A 15,279-nucleotide genomic window follows, 5' to 3' on the forward strand; every position below is an offset into this window, starting at 1 on the left:
GTCAGGAGTACTTCTTCTTCAGCGTCACGGCCGACTGCGCGAGCGCCGCGACCGCGGCCGACGGCTGGGTCTGGTTGCTCAGCACGCCCTGCACGACCTTGTGCATCTCGGTCTCGAACTCGGTGTACCAGGGCACCCCGAGAACGTTGCGCGGCTTGGCGATCTCGGCCAGATGCGTGTAGATCTTCGGATCGGCGAACTTCTTCAGCGCCGCGGTGATCGTCGGATCGTTGACCATCGCTTTGTAGGCAAAACCCAGTCCGCGCTGCAGGAACCAGAACTTCGCGGTGTACGGCTGCTTCTGGTCGTCGTACCCGCCGAGGTACGTGAGCAGCTTGAACGCGTTGTCCTTGACCTCGGTGTCCTTCGCCAGGCCGTACATCCGGGTGTTGCTGACGGTCCCGTGCTCCTTGCCGTCCAGGCTCGGCACGAGCCCCATCCGGATCTTGCCCGCAGCCTTGGACTTGGCCGGGTCGTTGTAGTCGCGGCTCGCGTAGCGGGCGCCGATCGTGTACGCGTACCGGTTCGCCTTCATCGCGTTGTCGACCGGGACCGGCAGCAGCTGCAGCGACGCCGGGTCGATCACCTTCGACTTGGTCGCGGCCTGCTGCAGCCAGGCGAACACGTCCTTCGTCACCGTGTCAGACGTATTCATGATCGGGTTCTGCTGGTCGTCGAACATGTTCCCGCCGCTGCCGAACAGCAGCGCCCACACCCAGGACCACCAGGTGTCGGACAACTGCGCGGGCAGACCGATCGGGTACTCCAGCAGACCGGCGTTCTTGATCTTCAGGGCCTGCGCCTCGAGCTCCTCGAGACTGGCCGGAGGCTTCGAGATCCCTGCCTGGGCAAGGATTCCGGCGTTGTACGTCAGGCAGGTCGCGTCGGTGTAGTACGGGAGGCCGTACCGCTTCCCGTCGTACGTCATCGCCTGTGCGTTACCGGGATAGATCGCGTCGTAGACCTCGTCGACGCCGGCCATCCCGTCGAGAGGTTGCAGGTAGTCGCCCTCGACCCAGGCCGCGAGCGAGTCGTCGTACACGTAGAGCGCGTCCGGTCCGCCGCCACCGGTGAACTCGGCGACGACCTTCTGGACGTACTGCGCACTCGTGATCGGGGTGTAGTTGACCTTGACATTGCTGGTCTTGGTGAAGCGGTCGAGGTTCTGCTGGACCAGCGCTGCCTCGTAGTCCCAGCCCTCGAACTTCACGCTGCCGTCGCCGGAACCACCTCCCGAGGAGGAGTCGTTCGAGCAGGCGGACAGCAGGGCGGGGCCGGCCAGTCCGAGACCGGTCAGCTTGAGGATGTGGCGGCGGGTGAGCTCCATGGTTGTGCCTCCAACGCTTGGGCGATGCGCAGTCGGTACAGACGCGTCGGGCGTCCTTTGGGGTGGTGCTGGGCAGTGCCCTCGACGCTCACCAGGCCGCCTGCGTCGAGAGTCCGGATCAGGCGGCGTCCGCTCTGGTCCGTGATGCCGAGATGACCGGCAAGCTCTCCAGGCGAGAGCGTGCGGCCTTGCAGTTCGTGGTCCAGCGCGGCCAGCCGGGAGACGGTGGTCGCGCTCAGACCGACGTACTTCGCGAGTTGTTCGACCTCGTCGCCGTGCTCTCGGTAGGAGAACCGCAGCGCCTCGCCGACCGGTCCCATCGGACCGATCACGACACCGCTGTCCTCGAACAGGTACGCGCACGGTTCGGCGGCCAGTTCGGCGCGCGCGGCTGCCTGCTCGGCGAGCAGGACGCAGTTGCGCGCCGATACGCCGACACCGAAGCCGGCCGAGATCTGCGCGCCGAGCGCCACTGCGGCCTCGGCCAGTGCGGGTACGGCGACCCAGTTGCGGGTGATGCGCTCGAACAACGCCTTGTGGGCGAAGACGACGACACCGCGGCGCCCGCGGTTCTCGATCCAGGCGCCGGCGAACTCGGGGGTGTTGAGCAGGTGGTTCATCAGACCGATCCGGGCCCGTTCCTCGTCCGCGGACTGCTCGATCAGGAAGACCCCTGCGGCGAAACGTTGTGCACTGGCCCGCTCGGACTCGATCCGCAGCGCGAGCTCGTGCAGCTCGGTACGGATCGTGGCCGGTACCGGCATACCGCTCATGATCTGGATCCGGCCGGCGAGCTGTTCCCGTACGGCGGCACGCACGCTGATCACGTAGCTGCGCTCACCGAACCTCCGGTACGCGGCCTGGTGGAACGCGACGATCTCGTCGACGCTCTGGGTCGGTGCGTAGGGCAAGCAGTCGATCTGGTCCTGATCGAGGTCCAGCGCGGTAGCCACCGCTTCGACCGCTTCGGCCGGGAACGTGTCGATGCTGACCGGCGTACGGCCCCAGCCGCGTTCCTGCGCACGGTAGAGCGCGAGCGTCAGGTCGAGCGCCGACGAGCGGATCACGCCGACCGGCAGGCCGGGCGGGAGGAGCTCCTGGCTCGCGGTGTACGGCACCGGTCCGGCCAGGAAGCCGTCGAGTCGCGTCGTACTCAGGAACTCGGCGACCTTGTCGCGGATCTCGTCCTCGTGGTCGTAGCTGACCCACTCGAGATCCACCCCGCCGAGCGTGCGCGCGGCGTCGTGGAACAGCTCGTGGTGGGTCACGTGGGTGACGACCCCGATCACGATGTCCACGACGCACTCCTTTACGAACCATGTTCGGAAGTGACTCGTAAATCCAATGCCGTCCAAGGTCCCCCGATTCGAGGGGTCAGGTCAAGGGATCGTGCGGGATTCGTTCAAGACGCGGACGCCGTCCCGCTCGTAGCGTCGCGGGCATGATTCTTGTTACCGGTGGGCTCGGCATGATCGGCGCTCACACCGCGCGCGCCCTCCTCGACCTCGGGCAGGAGGTCGTCGTCACCTCGCATCGACGTACCGATCCGCCGCCGTTCCTCGACGGCAAGGTCGTCGTCGAGCAGGTGGACGTCACCGACCGGGACGCGTTTCTCGCCCTCGGGGAGCGTCACGACATCAGCGACATCGTCCACCTGGCGGGCTCGATCCCGGCCGACGATCCGGTCGCGTACTTCCGCCACGACACCGCTGGATTGCTCAATGCACTGGATGCGGCGCGGGCGTGGAAGGTACGGCGGTTCGCGGTCGCCAGCAGCATCGGGGTGTACATCGGGCAGGACGAATCACCGTGGCACGAAGACCTTCCGCTACCGACCGCCGACCTCCCACACTTGATCGTCGCCTTCAAGAAGGCCGTCGAACCAGTGACGACGCACAGCCTGGCCGGAACCGGCGTCCAGCCGATCGTGCTCCGGATCGGCTCGACCTGGGGCCCGCTGATGGATCCGGAGTCCAGCTTCAGCCCGATCCCGCCCTACGTCAGCGCCGTACTCCGCGGCGAAACTCCCACTCCCCTGCCGGCCGACGCCGGTGGCGACTGGTGCTATGCGCCTGACATGGGCCGCGCGATCGCCTCCCTCGTCAGCGCGGACACCCTCAACCACACCACCTACAACGTCTCCAGCGGCACGCCCTTCGTGTACGGCGAAGCGGCCGGCCAACTGACCGTCGAGCCCGGTGGCCGGACCAGCCCACACCTCGACGTCACCCGCCTGACCAATGAGACCGGCTTCGCCCCCACCTTCGCTTTCCCCGAAGCCGTCGCCGACTACATCACCTGGCGCACCACCAACGCCCGCTGAAGCGGATCCGTCGGTGTGCTTGGATGCGGACATGGCGGCGGTCACCAGACTCGTTCTGTTGTGCGGGACGTCGTTCTCCGGAAAGAGCACGGTCGCGCGTGCGCTGGCCCCCCGGCTGGCGGCGCGCATCGTGAGTCTCGACGAGATCAACGAGCGCCGCGGGCTGTGGGGCGGTGACGGGATTGCGGTCGAGGAATGGATCCGGACGCACGAGCTGGCGTCGGCCGAGGTCCGCGAGCTGCTGGGGTCGGGAGCGTCCGTGATCGTCGACGACACCAGTTCGCCGCGGTTTCTGAGGGACGGCTGGCGGTCGCTCGCAGCGACGGTCGGGGCTCGGTTCACCTTGATCTACGTGGAGGTGGACCATGCGACGGTACGTCGGCGCCGCGCCGGCAACCGGGTCGATCCGCAGCGGCGGGACGTCGCGGACGCCGTACTGGATCAGCACCTCACCGACTTCGAACCACCGGCAGCCGACGAGCACGCCGTACGAGTGACGTCTGTCGACGACCTGCAGCACTTGGCGCTCTGAGACACCGCCCGCCAGTGGGCTCAGCCTCCGGAGACTCCGATTTCGGCGTCGGCCAGGTCGGCGGTGAGGCCGTCTGTGTCGTCCAGCCAGCCTTGGGGGAGGACGATGTGGTCTCGGGGGCTGCCTTGGCGGCCGCGGGGGGCGCCTAGTTCGGCTACCGGGAACGGGACGGTGCGATCTAGTTCGGCGAGAAGTTCGTCCAGGCGAGCGAGTGAGTCGACCATGCCGAGGGCGGCGCGGAGTTCACCGCCGGCCGGGAAGCCCTTCAGGTACCACGGGACGTGTTTGCGGAAGTCGCGCAGCCCGCGCTGCTCCCCCATCAACTCCGCGAGCAGCTCACCGTGCCGCCGCATCACGTCGGCAACCTCGCCGAGCGTCGGCAGATTCAACGCCTCGCCCCCGCCGAACGCGACCGCGAGATCCCGGAACAACCATGGCCGCCCGAGGCACCCGCGCCCGACGATCACGCCGTCGCAGCCCGTCTCGGCGACCATCCGCAAAGCGTCGCCGGCTTCCCAGATGTCGCCGTTGCCGAGGACCGGGATGTTCACGTGCTCCACGAGCGAGGCGATCGTGGTCCAGTCCGCCTGACCGGAGTACGCCTGCGACGCCGTACGCCCGTGCAGCCCGATCGCCGCCGCACCCGACTCCTCGGCGATCCGCCCGGCGTCGAGATACGTCTGATGACTGGCGTCGATGCCGATCCGGGTCTTCATCGTCACCGGTACGCCGTACGGCGTCGCGGCCTGCACCGCGGAGCGCAGGATCGCGCCGAGCAGGTTGCGCTTCCACGGCAGCGCGGCGCCACCGCCCTTGCGGGTCACCTTCGGCACCGGGCACCCGAAGTTCAGGTCGATGTGCGCGACGCCGTACTCGTCACAGAGGATCTGCACCGCGCGCCCGATGTACGACGGGTCGACGCCGTACAACTGCACCGATCGAACCGTCTCACGCGCGTCGAACGTCAGCATGTCGAGCGACTTCTGATCACCCTCGACGATGCCGCGCGACGTGATCATCTCGCACACGTACAGGCCGGCGCCCTGCTCGGCGCACAGCCGCCGGTACGCCGCATTGGTGATACCGGCCATCGGCGCCAGCACCACCGGCGTCTCGATCGTGAGGTTACCCAGCTGAAGCATGCTCAAGCCTTCGCCACCAGCACCTGTCCGTTACCGGAAACCTGTGCTTTGTAAGGCTGTACGGCGTTCGCGGTCGTCGTCACGTCGCACGCGATCGGCGCGCCGGAATGCTTGACCACGGCAACATCGTCCATCGTGCAGGTCACCTTCGCGGCGTCGGTGACGGTCCGCAGCACCGCGTCGACGACCTTCGGCTTGACGATCGCGACCGACTCCGAGGTGAACTTGTACGACGCCGAGTACTGCTTGGCGTCGACCGTCAGCGTGCCGCTGTACGGCTTCCCGGCGTACGTCACCGTGCAGGTCAGTTCGTGCTTGCCGGCGGTCTCGACCTTGTCGATGCCCGGGCACTTCACGGTCGTGGTGGCCGCCTTGCCGGCCGCGATCTGCGCCTGCTTCGAGATCGCGAACGTGATCCGGTCGGCGAGCGGCGCGTCGTTCTCCGGCGCACCGGTGACCTTCGGCGTCGGCCAGGGCTTCGACGGTGTCGGCAGCGCGATGAGCGTCGGCGTCGACGCGGTCGGGATCGGCGCACTCGACGTACCGGACGACGGCGTACTGGACGCGGACGTCGTGGGCGTCGGAATGGCCTCCGGCTTGCTGTCCGAGCAGGACGACAGCACGAACACCGCCAGCGCTGACAGCCCTAAGACGGCCAGCACCCGATCCCGTGACAGCTTCATCGTCAGCAGCCCACCAGGTGCTGGGCGAGGTAGCCGGTGACCTCGGTGAGCGCGACCCGCTCCTGCTTCATCGAGTCCCGCTCGCGAATGGTGACCGCGTGGTCCTCGAGGGTGTCGAAGTCGACGGTGATGCAGTACGGCGTACCGATCTCGTCCTGGCGGCGGTACCGGCGGCCGATCGCACCGGCGTCGTCGAAGTCGACGTTCCAGTTCTTCCGCAGCTCGCCGGCCAGGTCGCGGGCCTTCGGCGACAGGTCGGCGTTGCGGGACAGCGGAAGCACGGCCGCCTTGACCGGGGCGAGCCGCGGGTCGAAACGCAGTACCGTCCGCTTGTCGACACCGCCCTTGGCGTTCGGCGCCTCGTCCTCGGTGTACGCGTCGAGCAGGAACGCGAGCACGTTGCGGGTCAGGCCGGCCGCGGGCTCGATGACGTACGGCGTCCAGCGCTCGCCCTTCTCCTGGTCGAAGTACGACAGGTCGGCGCCGGAGTGCTTGGAGTGCGTGGACAGGTCGAAGTCGGTGCGGTTCGCGATGCCCTCGAGCTCGTCGAACTCCTTGCCGCCGAAGTTGAACCGGTACTCGATGTCGACGGTGCGCTTCGAGTAGTGGCTCAGCTTCTCCTTCGGGTGCTCGTAGAACCGCATGTTGTCCGGGTTCAGGCCGAGGCCGGTGTACCAGTCCCAGCGCGCCTTCAGCCAGTACTCGTGCCAGTCCTCGTCGGAGCCTGGCTCGACGAAGAACTCCATCTCCATCTGCTCGAACTCGCGGGTCCGAAAGATGAAGTTGCCCGGGGTGATCTCGTTGCGGAAGCTCTTGCCGACCTGGGCGATCCCGAACGGCGGCTTCTTCCGGGCGGTGCCCATCACGTTCGCGAAGTTGATGAAGATGCCCTGCGCGGTCTCCGGGCGGAGGTAGTGCAGGCCTTCCTCGGACTCGACCGGGCCGAGGTAGGTCTTCAGCAGGCCGTTGAACATCCGCGGCTCGGTGAAGGTGCCCTTGTTACCGCAGTTCGGGCAGGCGATCTCGGCGAGTTTGACGTCATCGACGTCCTTGTTCTTCCGGCGGGCGAAGTCCTCGCGGAGGTGGTCGTCGCGGAACCGCTTGTGGCAGGACTGGCACTCGGTGAGCGGGTCGACGAACTCGGACAGGTGGCCGGAGGCCTCCCAGACCTTGGTCGGCAGGATCACCGAGGAGTCCAGGCCGACGATGTCGTCGCGGCCGGTCACCATCGTCCGCCACCACTGGGTGCGGACGTTGTTCTTCAGCTCGACGCCGAGCGGTCCGTAGTCCCAGGCCGACTTGGTACCGCCGTAGATCTCGCCGCACGGGTACACGAAGCCCCTCCGCTTGCTGAGGCTGACGACGGCATCGACGGTTTCCACGGGCACTTTTCGACTCCAGAACGGGCACAGAACGGATGCTGGCGAAATCTACGGAAGGGTCCAGGCTATCGGTCCCGGGCGTCGTGGATCGAATCCGTGCCGCCGGGATGTCAGGTCAGGAAATCCTCGTACGCCGTCGGCTCGTCGAGAGCCTCCGACAACAGCGGCACCGCGGCCAGTTTCACCTCGTACGGCGACAGTGCCCGCCGGTAACTGCCGATGTTCTCGAACTCCAGCGTCAGCGCCAGCAACTCCGGGTCGTCCACGTTCCGCCCGACCCGCGCCGAAACGAACCCCTTCTGCCGCCCCAGCACCTCGACCGCACCCCGCATCCGCTCCGCGAACCCGGCCTGCGCACTCTCCCCCACCCGAAACCTGATCACGACGAACACGAGCTCAACCATAGGACCTGGAACAATGGCGGTATGAGTACCCCCAGCAGCCCGTTGCGGCAGCGGATCACCAAGGTGAGTTACCCGTACGTCGCGAAGCTGCATGCCGCGCCGAAGCTGACCCTGCCGGGGATCACCCTGCTGCTCGCGTTGGTCGGAGTGTTCGCTCCGGTGCCGGTGGGCGTGCCGTCGCTGGTCCTGCTGGCGTTGCTGCTCGGCTGGCTGGCGTTCCTGTCGTGGCCGGCGGTGACGACCGGGCCGCGGTTCCTGCGGATCTTCTCGATCCTCGTCATCCTGCTGTTCGCGGTCTCGCGGATCGCTACAGGCTGATCAGGGGCGGCCGAGGCTGTCGTACGCCGCCTCGACCGCGGCCTCCCGCAGCTCGGCGACGGGCTCGTGGTCGAGCATCACGGCGCAGTCAGACAGTCCGCCGAGCGCGACCATGCAGCGGACCACGTCGGACAGCGACGGGCTCGTACCGATCAGGAGCGTCGCGAGCGTGCCGCGCCACTCGATGAAGCGGTCGGCCAGCTTCAGTTCGTGCAGCACCGAGAGGTCGCGGATCGCGAGCTGGATCAGCGCGCGGTGCCGGTAGGCGAGGTCGAAGTACGAGCCGAGCAGTTCGCGGGGTGGGACCGGTGCGGCCGCCTGCTGCGCCGCGGCGTACGCCTCGAACTCGGCGATCATCGGCTCGACCAGGCTGTTCAGCAGGTCCTCACGGGACGCGAAGTGGTAGTACAGCGCCGGTTTGGTGACGCCGAGGCGGTCGGCGATGTCGCGCAGACTGGTCTGCTGCATCCCGCGCTCGGCGAACAGCTCCAGCGCGGCCTGCTGGATCCGCACCCGGGTGTCGCCGGTCCGTTGTCTCGGCATACCCGGAAGATTAGCTGACCTTCCGTTAAGTAAGCCATTGACAACCCTGCCCTCGTTTACTTACCTTCCGATAAGTAAGCAAACGTCTGGGAGGTGCCATGAAGGTCCTGATCTCGGGTGCGAGCGTGGCCGGGCCGGTGCTCGCCCACTGGTTGCACCACTACGGCTTCGAGCCGACGCTCGTCGAGCGCACGCCGGCTCTGCGGCACGGACTCGGCGGTCACGCCGTCGACCTGTTCAGCTCGGCCGCCGACGTCACCCGGCGGATGGGCTGCTGGGACGCGATCGAGGCGGCCCGCACCCAGCTCGACGTGATGACCATCGAGCGGTTCGGCAAGCGCCCGGTCGAGGTCGACCTCAGCCGGATGTACGCCGGGATCTCGAGCCGGCACGTGGAGATCCTCCGCGGCGAGCTGACCGGGATCCTGTACGGCGCGACGCGCGACACCGCGGAGTACGTGTTCGGCGACTCGATCGCGAGTGTCCACGACGACGGGGCCGGAGTGGATGTGGTCTTCGACTCGGGTACGGAACGCCGCTTCGACCTGGTGATCGGTGCGGACGGCATGCACTCGAACGTGCGCCGGCTCGTCTTCGGTCCCGAGGAGCCACTGCACCGGTCACTCGGCGGGTACCTCGCGGTGTTCTCGATGCCGGACGTCTTCGGCCTCGGCAGCCACACGCTGTCCCACTTCTCCGTCGACAAGCTGGTCGGCATCTACGGCGTACACCAGACCGGTCAGGTCCGCGCGGGCTTCCTGTTCCGCGCACCTGAGCTGCAGTACGACTACCGCGACAAGGACGAGCAGAAAGCCCTGCTGGCCAAGGAGTTCCGGGACTACGGCTGGAAGGTGCCGCAGCTGCTGGAGCACCTGGAGCAGGCGGAGGACTTCTACTTCGACTCCATCGCGCAGATCACGCTGGACACCTGGCACCGCGGCCGGGTCGGACTGGTCGGAGACGCGGGCTACTGCCCCGGCCCGGCGGTCGGTGGCGGCACGAGTCTCGCTGTCATGGCGGCGTACATCCTGGCCGGTGAGCTGGCTGCAGCACGCAGTGACCTGCCGTCCGGACTGCGCAACTACGAACGGATCATCCGGCCGATAGTCGAGCAGAGCCGACGGTTCGCGCCGAAGGTGATGCGCACCATCATCCCGGCCAGCCCGCTTGCGTTGCGGCTGATGCCTGCTGCAGCAGCTGCGCTGCCAAAGCTGCCGACAGCGGTCCAGCGCTTCATCTGGTCGCAGAACGCAGTAGGCAAGGCACTCAGCTCGGTCCCGCTGCCTGACTACTCAGACCTCGTCCAACCCCAGAGCGGTCAGGCGGTCACGTAGCCACGTCAGCTCCTTCGCGATCCGTTTAGCCAACGCCTGCTGGGTTCTGGCCGCACGCGGCCACACGTACACCTCTGACTCCAGGTGGTGCGTGAGTGGATGCCCACCACCGACCAGTCTGGTCAGACAGTCATCCAGTACGCCGGTTGTCGCGCTCAACGGATCTGGTGGCGCAGCGTGGGCCGCCAAGTGGGCGTGCATCCGCCAGGCGGCGTGACCGGACAGTTCGTAGGCCTGTGCGACGTCGTCCACCCCAGGTCCGCCCCACTCACGCACCTGGCGCAGGTACTTCGGTGTACCGAGCTGGCTGAGCACGTACCGACCGGAGGCGTCTCCCGGGTCCACGAGCGTCGGCGCCAGGGACAGCTGCGCCTTGACCACGTCGACGCCCGCTCGCCACAGCAGCTCGAACGACTCGGCCGGGTCCTCGAACTGCACCGCCAGATGACACGTGTCGAGCCCCAGCCCGATACGCGACGTGCCGCCGTACGGGCTGGAATAGCGGTCCAGCCACGCGGCGGCCTGGCCGATCATCTCGAGGACGCAGCCCGGCTCGGTCTCGACGGCGATCCGGATCTTCCGGCCGGTCCTGCTCTCGGTCCGGGCCAGGTGCTGTTCGACGCGGTCGATCGCCTCACGCGCGGCCCGGTTCCGCGCCTTCGACCACGGCACCCGCCAGCCGAGCGGCACGGTCGAGATCGAGCCGTACGCGACGTCCGTGGGGAGCAGTTCGGCCAGCACGTCGATCAGGTCGAGCGTGTAGCGGAGCCGCTCGGGGTCGGTCCAGTCGGGGCAGTAGAGCTTGGTACCGACGACCTTGTCGGCGAACTGCGCGTGCGGCGTGCCGTTCAGTGTGACGACTTCGAGCCGGTTGCGCTGCAGTGCACGGCGGAGCTTGCTGAGCGCGGCCGGCGAGTTCGCCAGGCGATCGGCGAGCCGATGCGGCAACCACAGGCCGACCCCGAGGACGGGTACGTCGAGTGCCGAGCGAACTGCACCTGCGCACGTGTCGAGGCCGGCGATCAGCTCGTCGAGCTCCGCGGCCGGATGCACCGTCGCGCAGTACCCCAGGTGAACGGTCGAACCATCCCGATGACAGAACCTCATCAGCGCTCCTCACCCCGTTAGGTCGCCGAAGGTAGTCAATGGCGGACTCTCCGTGACCTAGTTAGCACTGTAGAAGCCTGAACGCCCTGGCGGAAGGCCTGATTTTCGGTTAGACGTGTTCCGGTTCGGCGACGAGTTCGCGGGAACGATCCGCGACCGCCATCGCGGCCAGTGCCGTGGTCAGCGGGACGGCCGCGATGATCCCGAGGCTGCCGACCAGACCGCGGACCACCTCCATCGCAACCGACTCGGTGGACAGGATGGCCCGGCCGGGAAGGTCCTGGATGGCGAAGATCAGCAGCACCGGCAGCGCGGCGCCGGCGTAGGCGAGGACGAGCGTGTTGACCACCGACGCGACGTGCGTACGCCCGATCCGCAGGCCAGCGCTGACCAGCTCACGACGGTTGGCGGACGGGTTCGCGGCGGACAGCTCCCAGACGGCCGCCGCCTGCGTGACCGTGACGTCGTCCAGGACGCCCAGGGCACCGATCACCATCCCGGCGACCAGCAATCCGGTCAGGTCGATGTTGGGCACCAGCGCCTTGGCTCCGGACGCGCCCTCGGAAGCCAGTCCGCTCAGCTGGCAGAACTTGGTGAAGAACCAGCCCAGCAGCACCGTCAACCCGAGCGCGACCACCGTTCCGGACAACGCGATCGAACTCTCCGCATTGATCCCATGCGTGAGGAACAACGCGATCGCCATGATGACCGTGCCACCGACGACCGCGACCAGCAGCGCGTTCTCCCCGTTGAGGATCGCCGGGAGGATGAACTGCGTCAGCATCACCGCGGTCACCGCGAGGGCGATCAGTGCAGCGAAGCCCCGCCAGCGCGACAAGGCGACGACCGCGACCGCGAACAGCGCGGCCAGCAGCAGCAACGATTTGGTCCGGTCGTGATCGACGTACGAGTACCGGTCGGCGACTTTCGGCGCATCCTGGACACCGAGCATGACCGACTGGCCGACCTTGACCGGGATCGACGTCTGACTGGCCTTCGGAACCTGGACCGGTATCACCTGGCCCTTGTCGGCGCCGCTGGTCAGCTTGACCGTGGCCTCGTCGCACTGGTCCTTCACGTTCGGGCAGGCCTTCAGCGCCGTCACCTCACCGCGAGCGGTGGCGGTCTGGTACGACGCGACCTTCACGTCACCGTCCGGCCACATCACGATCATCCCGACAACGGCGGCCAGGAGCAGCGGGATCAGGACCGCGGCGACAACGATCCGGACGCGCCGGGCGACGACCGCGTCGGAGTTCACCACCGAGGTGTCGACCACGTGATCGCCGTGACCGTGTCCGTGTCCGTGACCGTGGCCTTGCGGAATATCGAGTGCCCGGCGGCGGTTGCCCTTGTGGTCGGCACGTCGTCGCCCGACGTTGCGGCTGGCCATCGTGAACTCCTTGTTTTGACAATCAGTTCCAGTTAAATGAAAATGATTGTCATGAAATCTGGTCTTCGAGCTGTCCTCGCCGGCGCCACCGCCTTGGCCGCCCTCACCCTGGCCGGGTGCGGTGACTCCTCCGCCAACGGCACCGGTGGCGGCAAGCTCGACGTCGTCGCTTCGTTTTACCCGCTCGAGTTCATCGCCCGCACAGTGGGGGGCGACGCGGTCAACGTCAGCACCCTGACAGCCCCCGGCGTCGAGCCCCACGACCTGGAGCTGACGCCCAAGCAGGTCGGCCAGATCGCGAGCGCGAAACTCGTCGTCTTCGAGAAGGACCTGCAGCCCGCCGTCGACGAGGCGGTCGAGCAGAACGCCAAGGACGCCGGCTTCGACATCGTGCCGGCCGCGCAGCTGGAAGCCACCGGCGCCGACTTCGAGGAGCACGAGGAGGGCGCGGCCACCGCCGCTCACAAGGACAATGCCCTCGACCCGCACTTCTGGCTCGACCCGGTGCGGTACGCCGCGGTCGTCAAGGCGGTCGAGGACAAGCTCGTGAGCGTCGACAGCGCCAACGCCGCCGGGTACCACCAGCGCGCGAAGGCGCTGCTCGACCAGATCGGCAAGCTCGACACGGCGTACAAGACCGGTCTGGCGACCTGCAAGCTGAAGACGTTCGTGACCAGCCACGAGGCGTTCGCCTACCTCGCGAAGCGGTACGGTCTGACGATGGTCGGGATCGCCGGGTTCACGCCGGACGCGGAGCCCACACCGGCCCGGATCAAGGAGGTCCAGGACATCGTGAAGGCCCAGCACGTGACGACCATCTTCTACGAGGAGCTGGTCAGTCCGAAGGTGGCCGAGACGATCGCGAAGGACGTCGGCGTCCAGACCGCCGTACTGAGCCCGATCGAGGGCCTCTCGGACGCGAACTCCAAGGAAACGTACCTGACCTTGATGCAGGAGAACCTGCAGGAGCTGCAGAAGGCGAACGGCTGCTCGTGAGATTCGAGAACGACTCCGCCAGGGCCGTCCAGGTCGACGATCTCTCCGTCGACCTGGGTGGCCGTCTGGTGCTTCGGGGCATCGACCTGCGGATCCGCCAGGGCGAGGTGGTCGCCGTGCTCGGCACCAACGGCTCCGGCAAGTCCACGCTGATCAAGACCGTCGTCGGGCTGCTCCCGGCGGCCCGTGGCGAGGTCCGGTTGTTCGGGACGCCGGTCCCCCGGTTCCGCGACTGGCGCCGGGTCGGGTACGTGCCGCAGCGCATCACCGCGGCCGGCGGCGTACCCGCGACCGTGTACGAGGTGGTGTCATCCGGTCTGCTCTCGAAGCGACGGATGTTCGCGCCGCTCGGTGCCGCCGGCAAGCAGGCGATCGAGGAGGCGCTGGAGGTCGTCGACATGGCCGACAGGCGTAAGGATGCGGTCGCCGAGCTGTCCGGCGGGCAGCAGCAGCGGGTGCTGATCGCACGGGCCCTGGTGTCCGACCCGGAGCTGCTGATCCTCGACGAGCCGACGGCCGGTGTGGACCTGGCCAGCCAACAGATCTTCGCCGATGCGGTCCGGGAGCGGGTCGCCCGCGGCACGACCGTGGTGATGGTGAGCCACGACCTCGGCCCGATGGACGCCCTGATCGACCGCTCGGTCGTGATGCGCCGCGGCCGCGTCGTGTACGACGGCCCGCCGCACGCCTCCCAGACCCACGCCCACGTCCACCACTCCCACACCGACGACGACCCGGGTTGGCTCACCTCATGACCATGTTCCAGCTCGAGTTCATGCAGCGGGCTCTGATCGCCGGGCTGCTCACAGGGCTGTCGGCGCCGGCTATCGGGACGTACCTGGTGCAGCGGCGGCTGTCGTTGATGGGTGACGGCATCGGCCACATCGCGATCACCGGTGTGGCGCTCGGTCTGCTGACCGGCAGTGCACCTGTGCTGACCGCCATCATCGTCTCGATCGCCGGTGCGACCGCCATCGAGCTGGTCCGCGCCCGCGGCAAGGCCACTGGCGACGTCGCACTCGCCCTCCTGTTCTACGGCGGCATCGCAGGCGGTGTGCTGCTCATCGGACTCGCAGGTCAAGGTGCAGCCACGCTGAACACCTACCTGTTCGGTTCACTCACCACGGTCTCCCAGAGCGACCTGTACGTCGTTGTCGGCCTGGCCGTCGCCGTACTGGTAGTAGCGATCGGTCTAGGCCCACAGCTGTTTGCGGTGTGCCAGGACGAGGAGTTCGCCCGTACGACGGGACTCCGGGTCCAGCTGCTCAACCTGGTGATCGCAGTGATGGCTGCGGTCACTGTGACGGTAGCGATGCGCACGGTGGGGCTACTGCTGGTCAGTGCGCTCATGGTCGTCCCGGTGGCGACAGCGCAGCAGGTGACTCGGTCGTTCCGCAGTACGTTCATCACCGCGTGTGTCATCGGTGTGCTGGCGTGCCTGGCCGGCATCGTCACGTCGTACAACGCGAATGTGGCGCCGGGTGCGACCATCGTGGTGCTGGCACTGGCCGGGTTCGTCGTGGCTGCGACGGTCGGGACGCTGCTGCGGCGGCGGGCCGGTCGGGCACGTCCGCTGGCGGACGAGGAGCCGGAGGTCGGCGTACCGGCACCGGAGCCACATGTGGTGAGTGCCGGGCACCCGCACGCGCACAGCCAGGCCTGCGGCCACAAGAAGGTCGAGCACGGGGACCATGTCGACTACGTGCACGACGGTCACCTGCACGCGGCGCACGGTGACCACTGGGATGAGCACTGAGTTGCTGACTTCTGAGAGACTTGAGGGTGGTAGAGAGAT

Annotated in this window: 16 protein-coding genes; 7 read left to right on the plus strand and 9 right to left on the minus strand. The window is 67.5% G+C overall.

Features of this window, described 5'->3' with window-relative positions:
- Position 1: 1 nt before the first annotated feature.
- On the minus strand, positions 2-1,327 hold the full coding sequence (locus tag E0H45_RS28210; RefSeq protein WP_131342844.1) for an extracellular solute-binding protein: 1,326 nt from the start codon (positions 1,325-1,327) through the stop codon (positions 2-4).
- On the minus strand, positions 1,294-2,625 hold the full coding sequence (locus E0H45_RS28215; RefSeq protein WP_202872541.1) for a hypothetical protein: 1,332 nt from the start codon (positions 2,623-2,625) through the stop codon (positions 1,294-1,296). The genes E0H45_RS28210 and E0H45_RS28215 overlap by 34 nt, the downstream gene beginning before the upstream one ends.
- Before the next feature lie 143 nt (positions 2,626-2,768).
- Between E0H45_RS28215 and E0H45_RS28220 the strand changes: the two genes are divergently transcribed.
- Entirely contained in the window at positions 2,769-3,650 is an 882-nt protein-coding gene (locus tag E0H45_RS28220) for an NAD-dependent epimerase/dehydratase family protein (protein ID WP_131342846.1), read from the plus strand.
- Between the two features lie 31 nt (positions 3,651-3,681).
- Positions 3,682-4,182: a P-loop nucleotide/nucleoside kinase family protein gene (locus E0H45_RS28225; RefSeq protein WP_131342848.1), complete on the plus strand. Its 501-nt coding sequence runs from the start codon at positions 3,682-3,684 to the stop codon at positions 4,180-4,182.
- Between the two features lie 20 nt (positions 4,183-4,202).
- On the opposite strand, the gene dusB is transcribed toward E0H45_RS28225, so the two are convergent.
- The 4 genes from dusB to E0H45_RS28245 all read right to left on the minus strand — a co-directional run bounded on the left by dusB (position 4,203) and on the right by E0H45_RS28245 (position 7,793).
- Positions 4,203-5,324: a tRNA dihydrouridine synthase DusB gene (gene dusB / locus E0H45_RS28230; RefSeq protein WP_131342850.1), complete on the minus strand. Its 1,122-nt coding sequence runs from the start codon at positions 5,322-5,324 to the stop codon at positions 4,203-4,205.
- 2 nt (positions 5,325-5,326) lie between these two features.
- On the minus strand, positions 5,327-6,007 hold the full coding sequence (locus E0H45_RS28235; protein ID WP_131342852.1) for a hypothetical protein: 681 nt from the start codon (positions 6,005-6,007) through the stop codon (positions 5,327-5,329).
- 2 nt (positions 6,008-6,009) lie between these two features.
- Positions 6,010-7,395 (minus strand): glycine--tRNA ligase, encoded by a 1,386-nt coding sequence (locus tag E0H45_RS28240; RefSeq protein ID WP_130380741.1) that lies wholly within the window; start codon positions 7,393-7,395, stop codon positions 6,010-6,012.
- Between the two features lie 104 nt (positions 7,396-7,499).
- Entirely contained in the window at positions 7,500-7,793 is a 294-nt protein-coding gene (locus E0H45_RS28245; protein ID WP_131342854.1) for an antibiotic biosynthesis monooxygenase family protein, read from the minus strand.
- Positions 7,794-7,814: 21 nt separating this feature from the next.
- On the opposite strand from E0H45_RS28245, the gene E0H45_RS28250 reads away from it, so the two are divergent.
- Positions 7,815-8,111 carry a DUF6703 family protein gene (locus tag E0H45_RS28250; RefSeq protein ID WP_131342855.1) on the plus strand — a complete coding sequence of 99 codons (297 nt, stop codon included), beginning with the start codon at positions 7,815-7,817 and terminating at the stop codon, positions 8,109-8,111.
- On the opposite strand, the gene E0H45_RS28255 is transcribed toward E0H45_RS28250, so the two are convergent.
- On the minus strand, positions 8,112-8,654 hold the full coding sequence (locus E0H45_RS28255) for a TetR/AcrR family transcriptional regulator (RefSeq protein WP_131342857.1): 543 nt from the start codon (positions 8,652-8,654) through the stop codon (positions 8,112-8,114).
- Positions 8,655-8,752: 98 nt separating this feature from the next.
- Here E0H45_RS28255 and E0H45_RS28260 point away from each other — a divergent pair, with 98 nt between their 5' ends.
- A complete protein-coding gene (locus E0H45_RS28260) occupies positions 8,753-9,988 on the plus strand; it encodes an FAD-dependent monooxygenase (protein ID WP_131342859.1) in 1,236 nt (411 codons plus the stop codon).
- Here E0H45_RS28260 and eboE read toward each other — a convergent pair.
- Together eboE and E0H45_RS28270 are read right to left on the minus strand one after the other, a co-directional pair.
- The gene (gene eboE / locus E0H45_RS28265; RefSeq protein WP_131342861.1) at positions 9,947-11,095 is read right to left on the minus strand and encodes a metabolite traffic protein EboE; all 1,149 of its coding nucleotides are present in this window, start codon (positions 11,093-11,095) and stop codon (positions 9,947-9,949) included. The genes E0H45_RS28260 and eboE overlap by 42 nt on opposite strands.
- Before the next feature lie 109 nt (positions 11,096-11,204).
- Positions 11,205-12,488, minus strand: a complete 1,284-nt coding sequence (locus E0H45_RS28270) for a YibE/F family protein (RefSeq protein WP_131342863.1) — start codon at positions 12,486-12,488, stop codon at positions 11,205-11,207.
- A 51-nt stretch (positions 12,489-12,539) separates the two neighbouring features.
- Between E0H45_RS28270 and E0H45_RS28275 the strand changes: the two genes are divergently transcribed.
- From E0H45_RS28275 to E0H45_RS28285, 3 genes are read left to right on the plus strand one after another with little or no spacing between them, the layout of a single operon-like run.
- Positions 12,540-13,484: a metal ABC transporter substrate-binding protein gene (locus tag E0H45_RS28275; protein ID WP_131342865.1), complete on the plus strand. Its 945-nt coding sequence runs from the start codon at positions 12,540-12,542 to the stop codon at positions 13,482-13,484.
- Positions 13,481-14,239, plus strand: a complete 759-nt coding sequence (locus tag E0H45_RS28280) for a metal ABC transporter ATP-binding protein (protein ID WP_131342867.1) — start codon at positions 13,481-13,483, stop codon at positions 14,237-14,239. The genes E0H45_RS28275 and E0H45_RS28280 overlap by 4 nt, the downstream gene beginning before the upstream one ends.
- On the plus strand, positions 14,236-15,240 hold the full coding sequence (locus E0H45_RS28285; protein WP_130380759.1) for a metal ABC transporter permease: 1,005 nt from the start codon (positions 14,236-14,238) through the stop codon (positions 15,238-15,240). Before E0H45_RS28280 ends, E0H45_RS28285 begins: the two co-directional genes overlap by 4 nt.
- The last annotated feature ends 39 nt before the right edge of the window (positions 15,241-15,279 follow it).

Source organism: Kribbella soli, from assembly GCF_004331345.1.
Classification (GTDB): Bacteria; Actinomycetota; Actinomycetes; order Propionibacteriales; family Kribbellaceae; genus Kribbella; species Kribbella soli.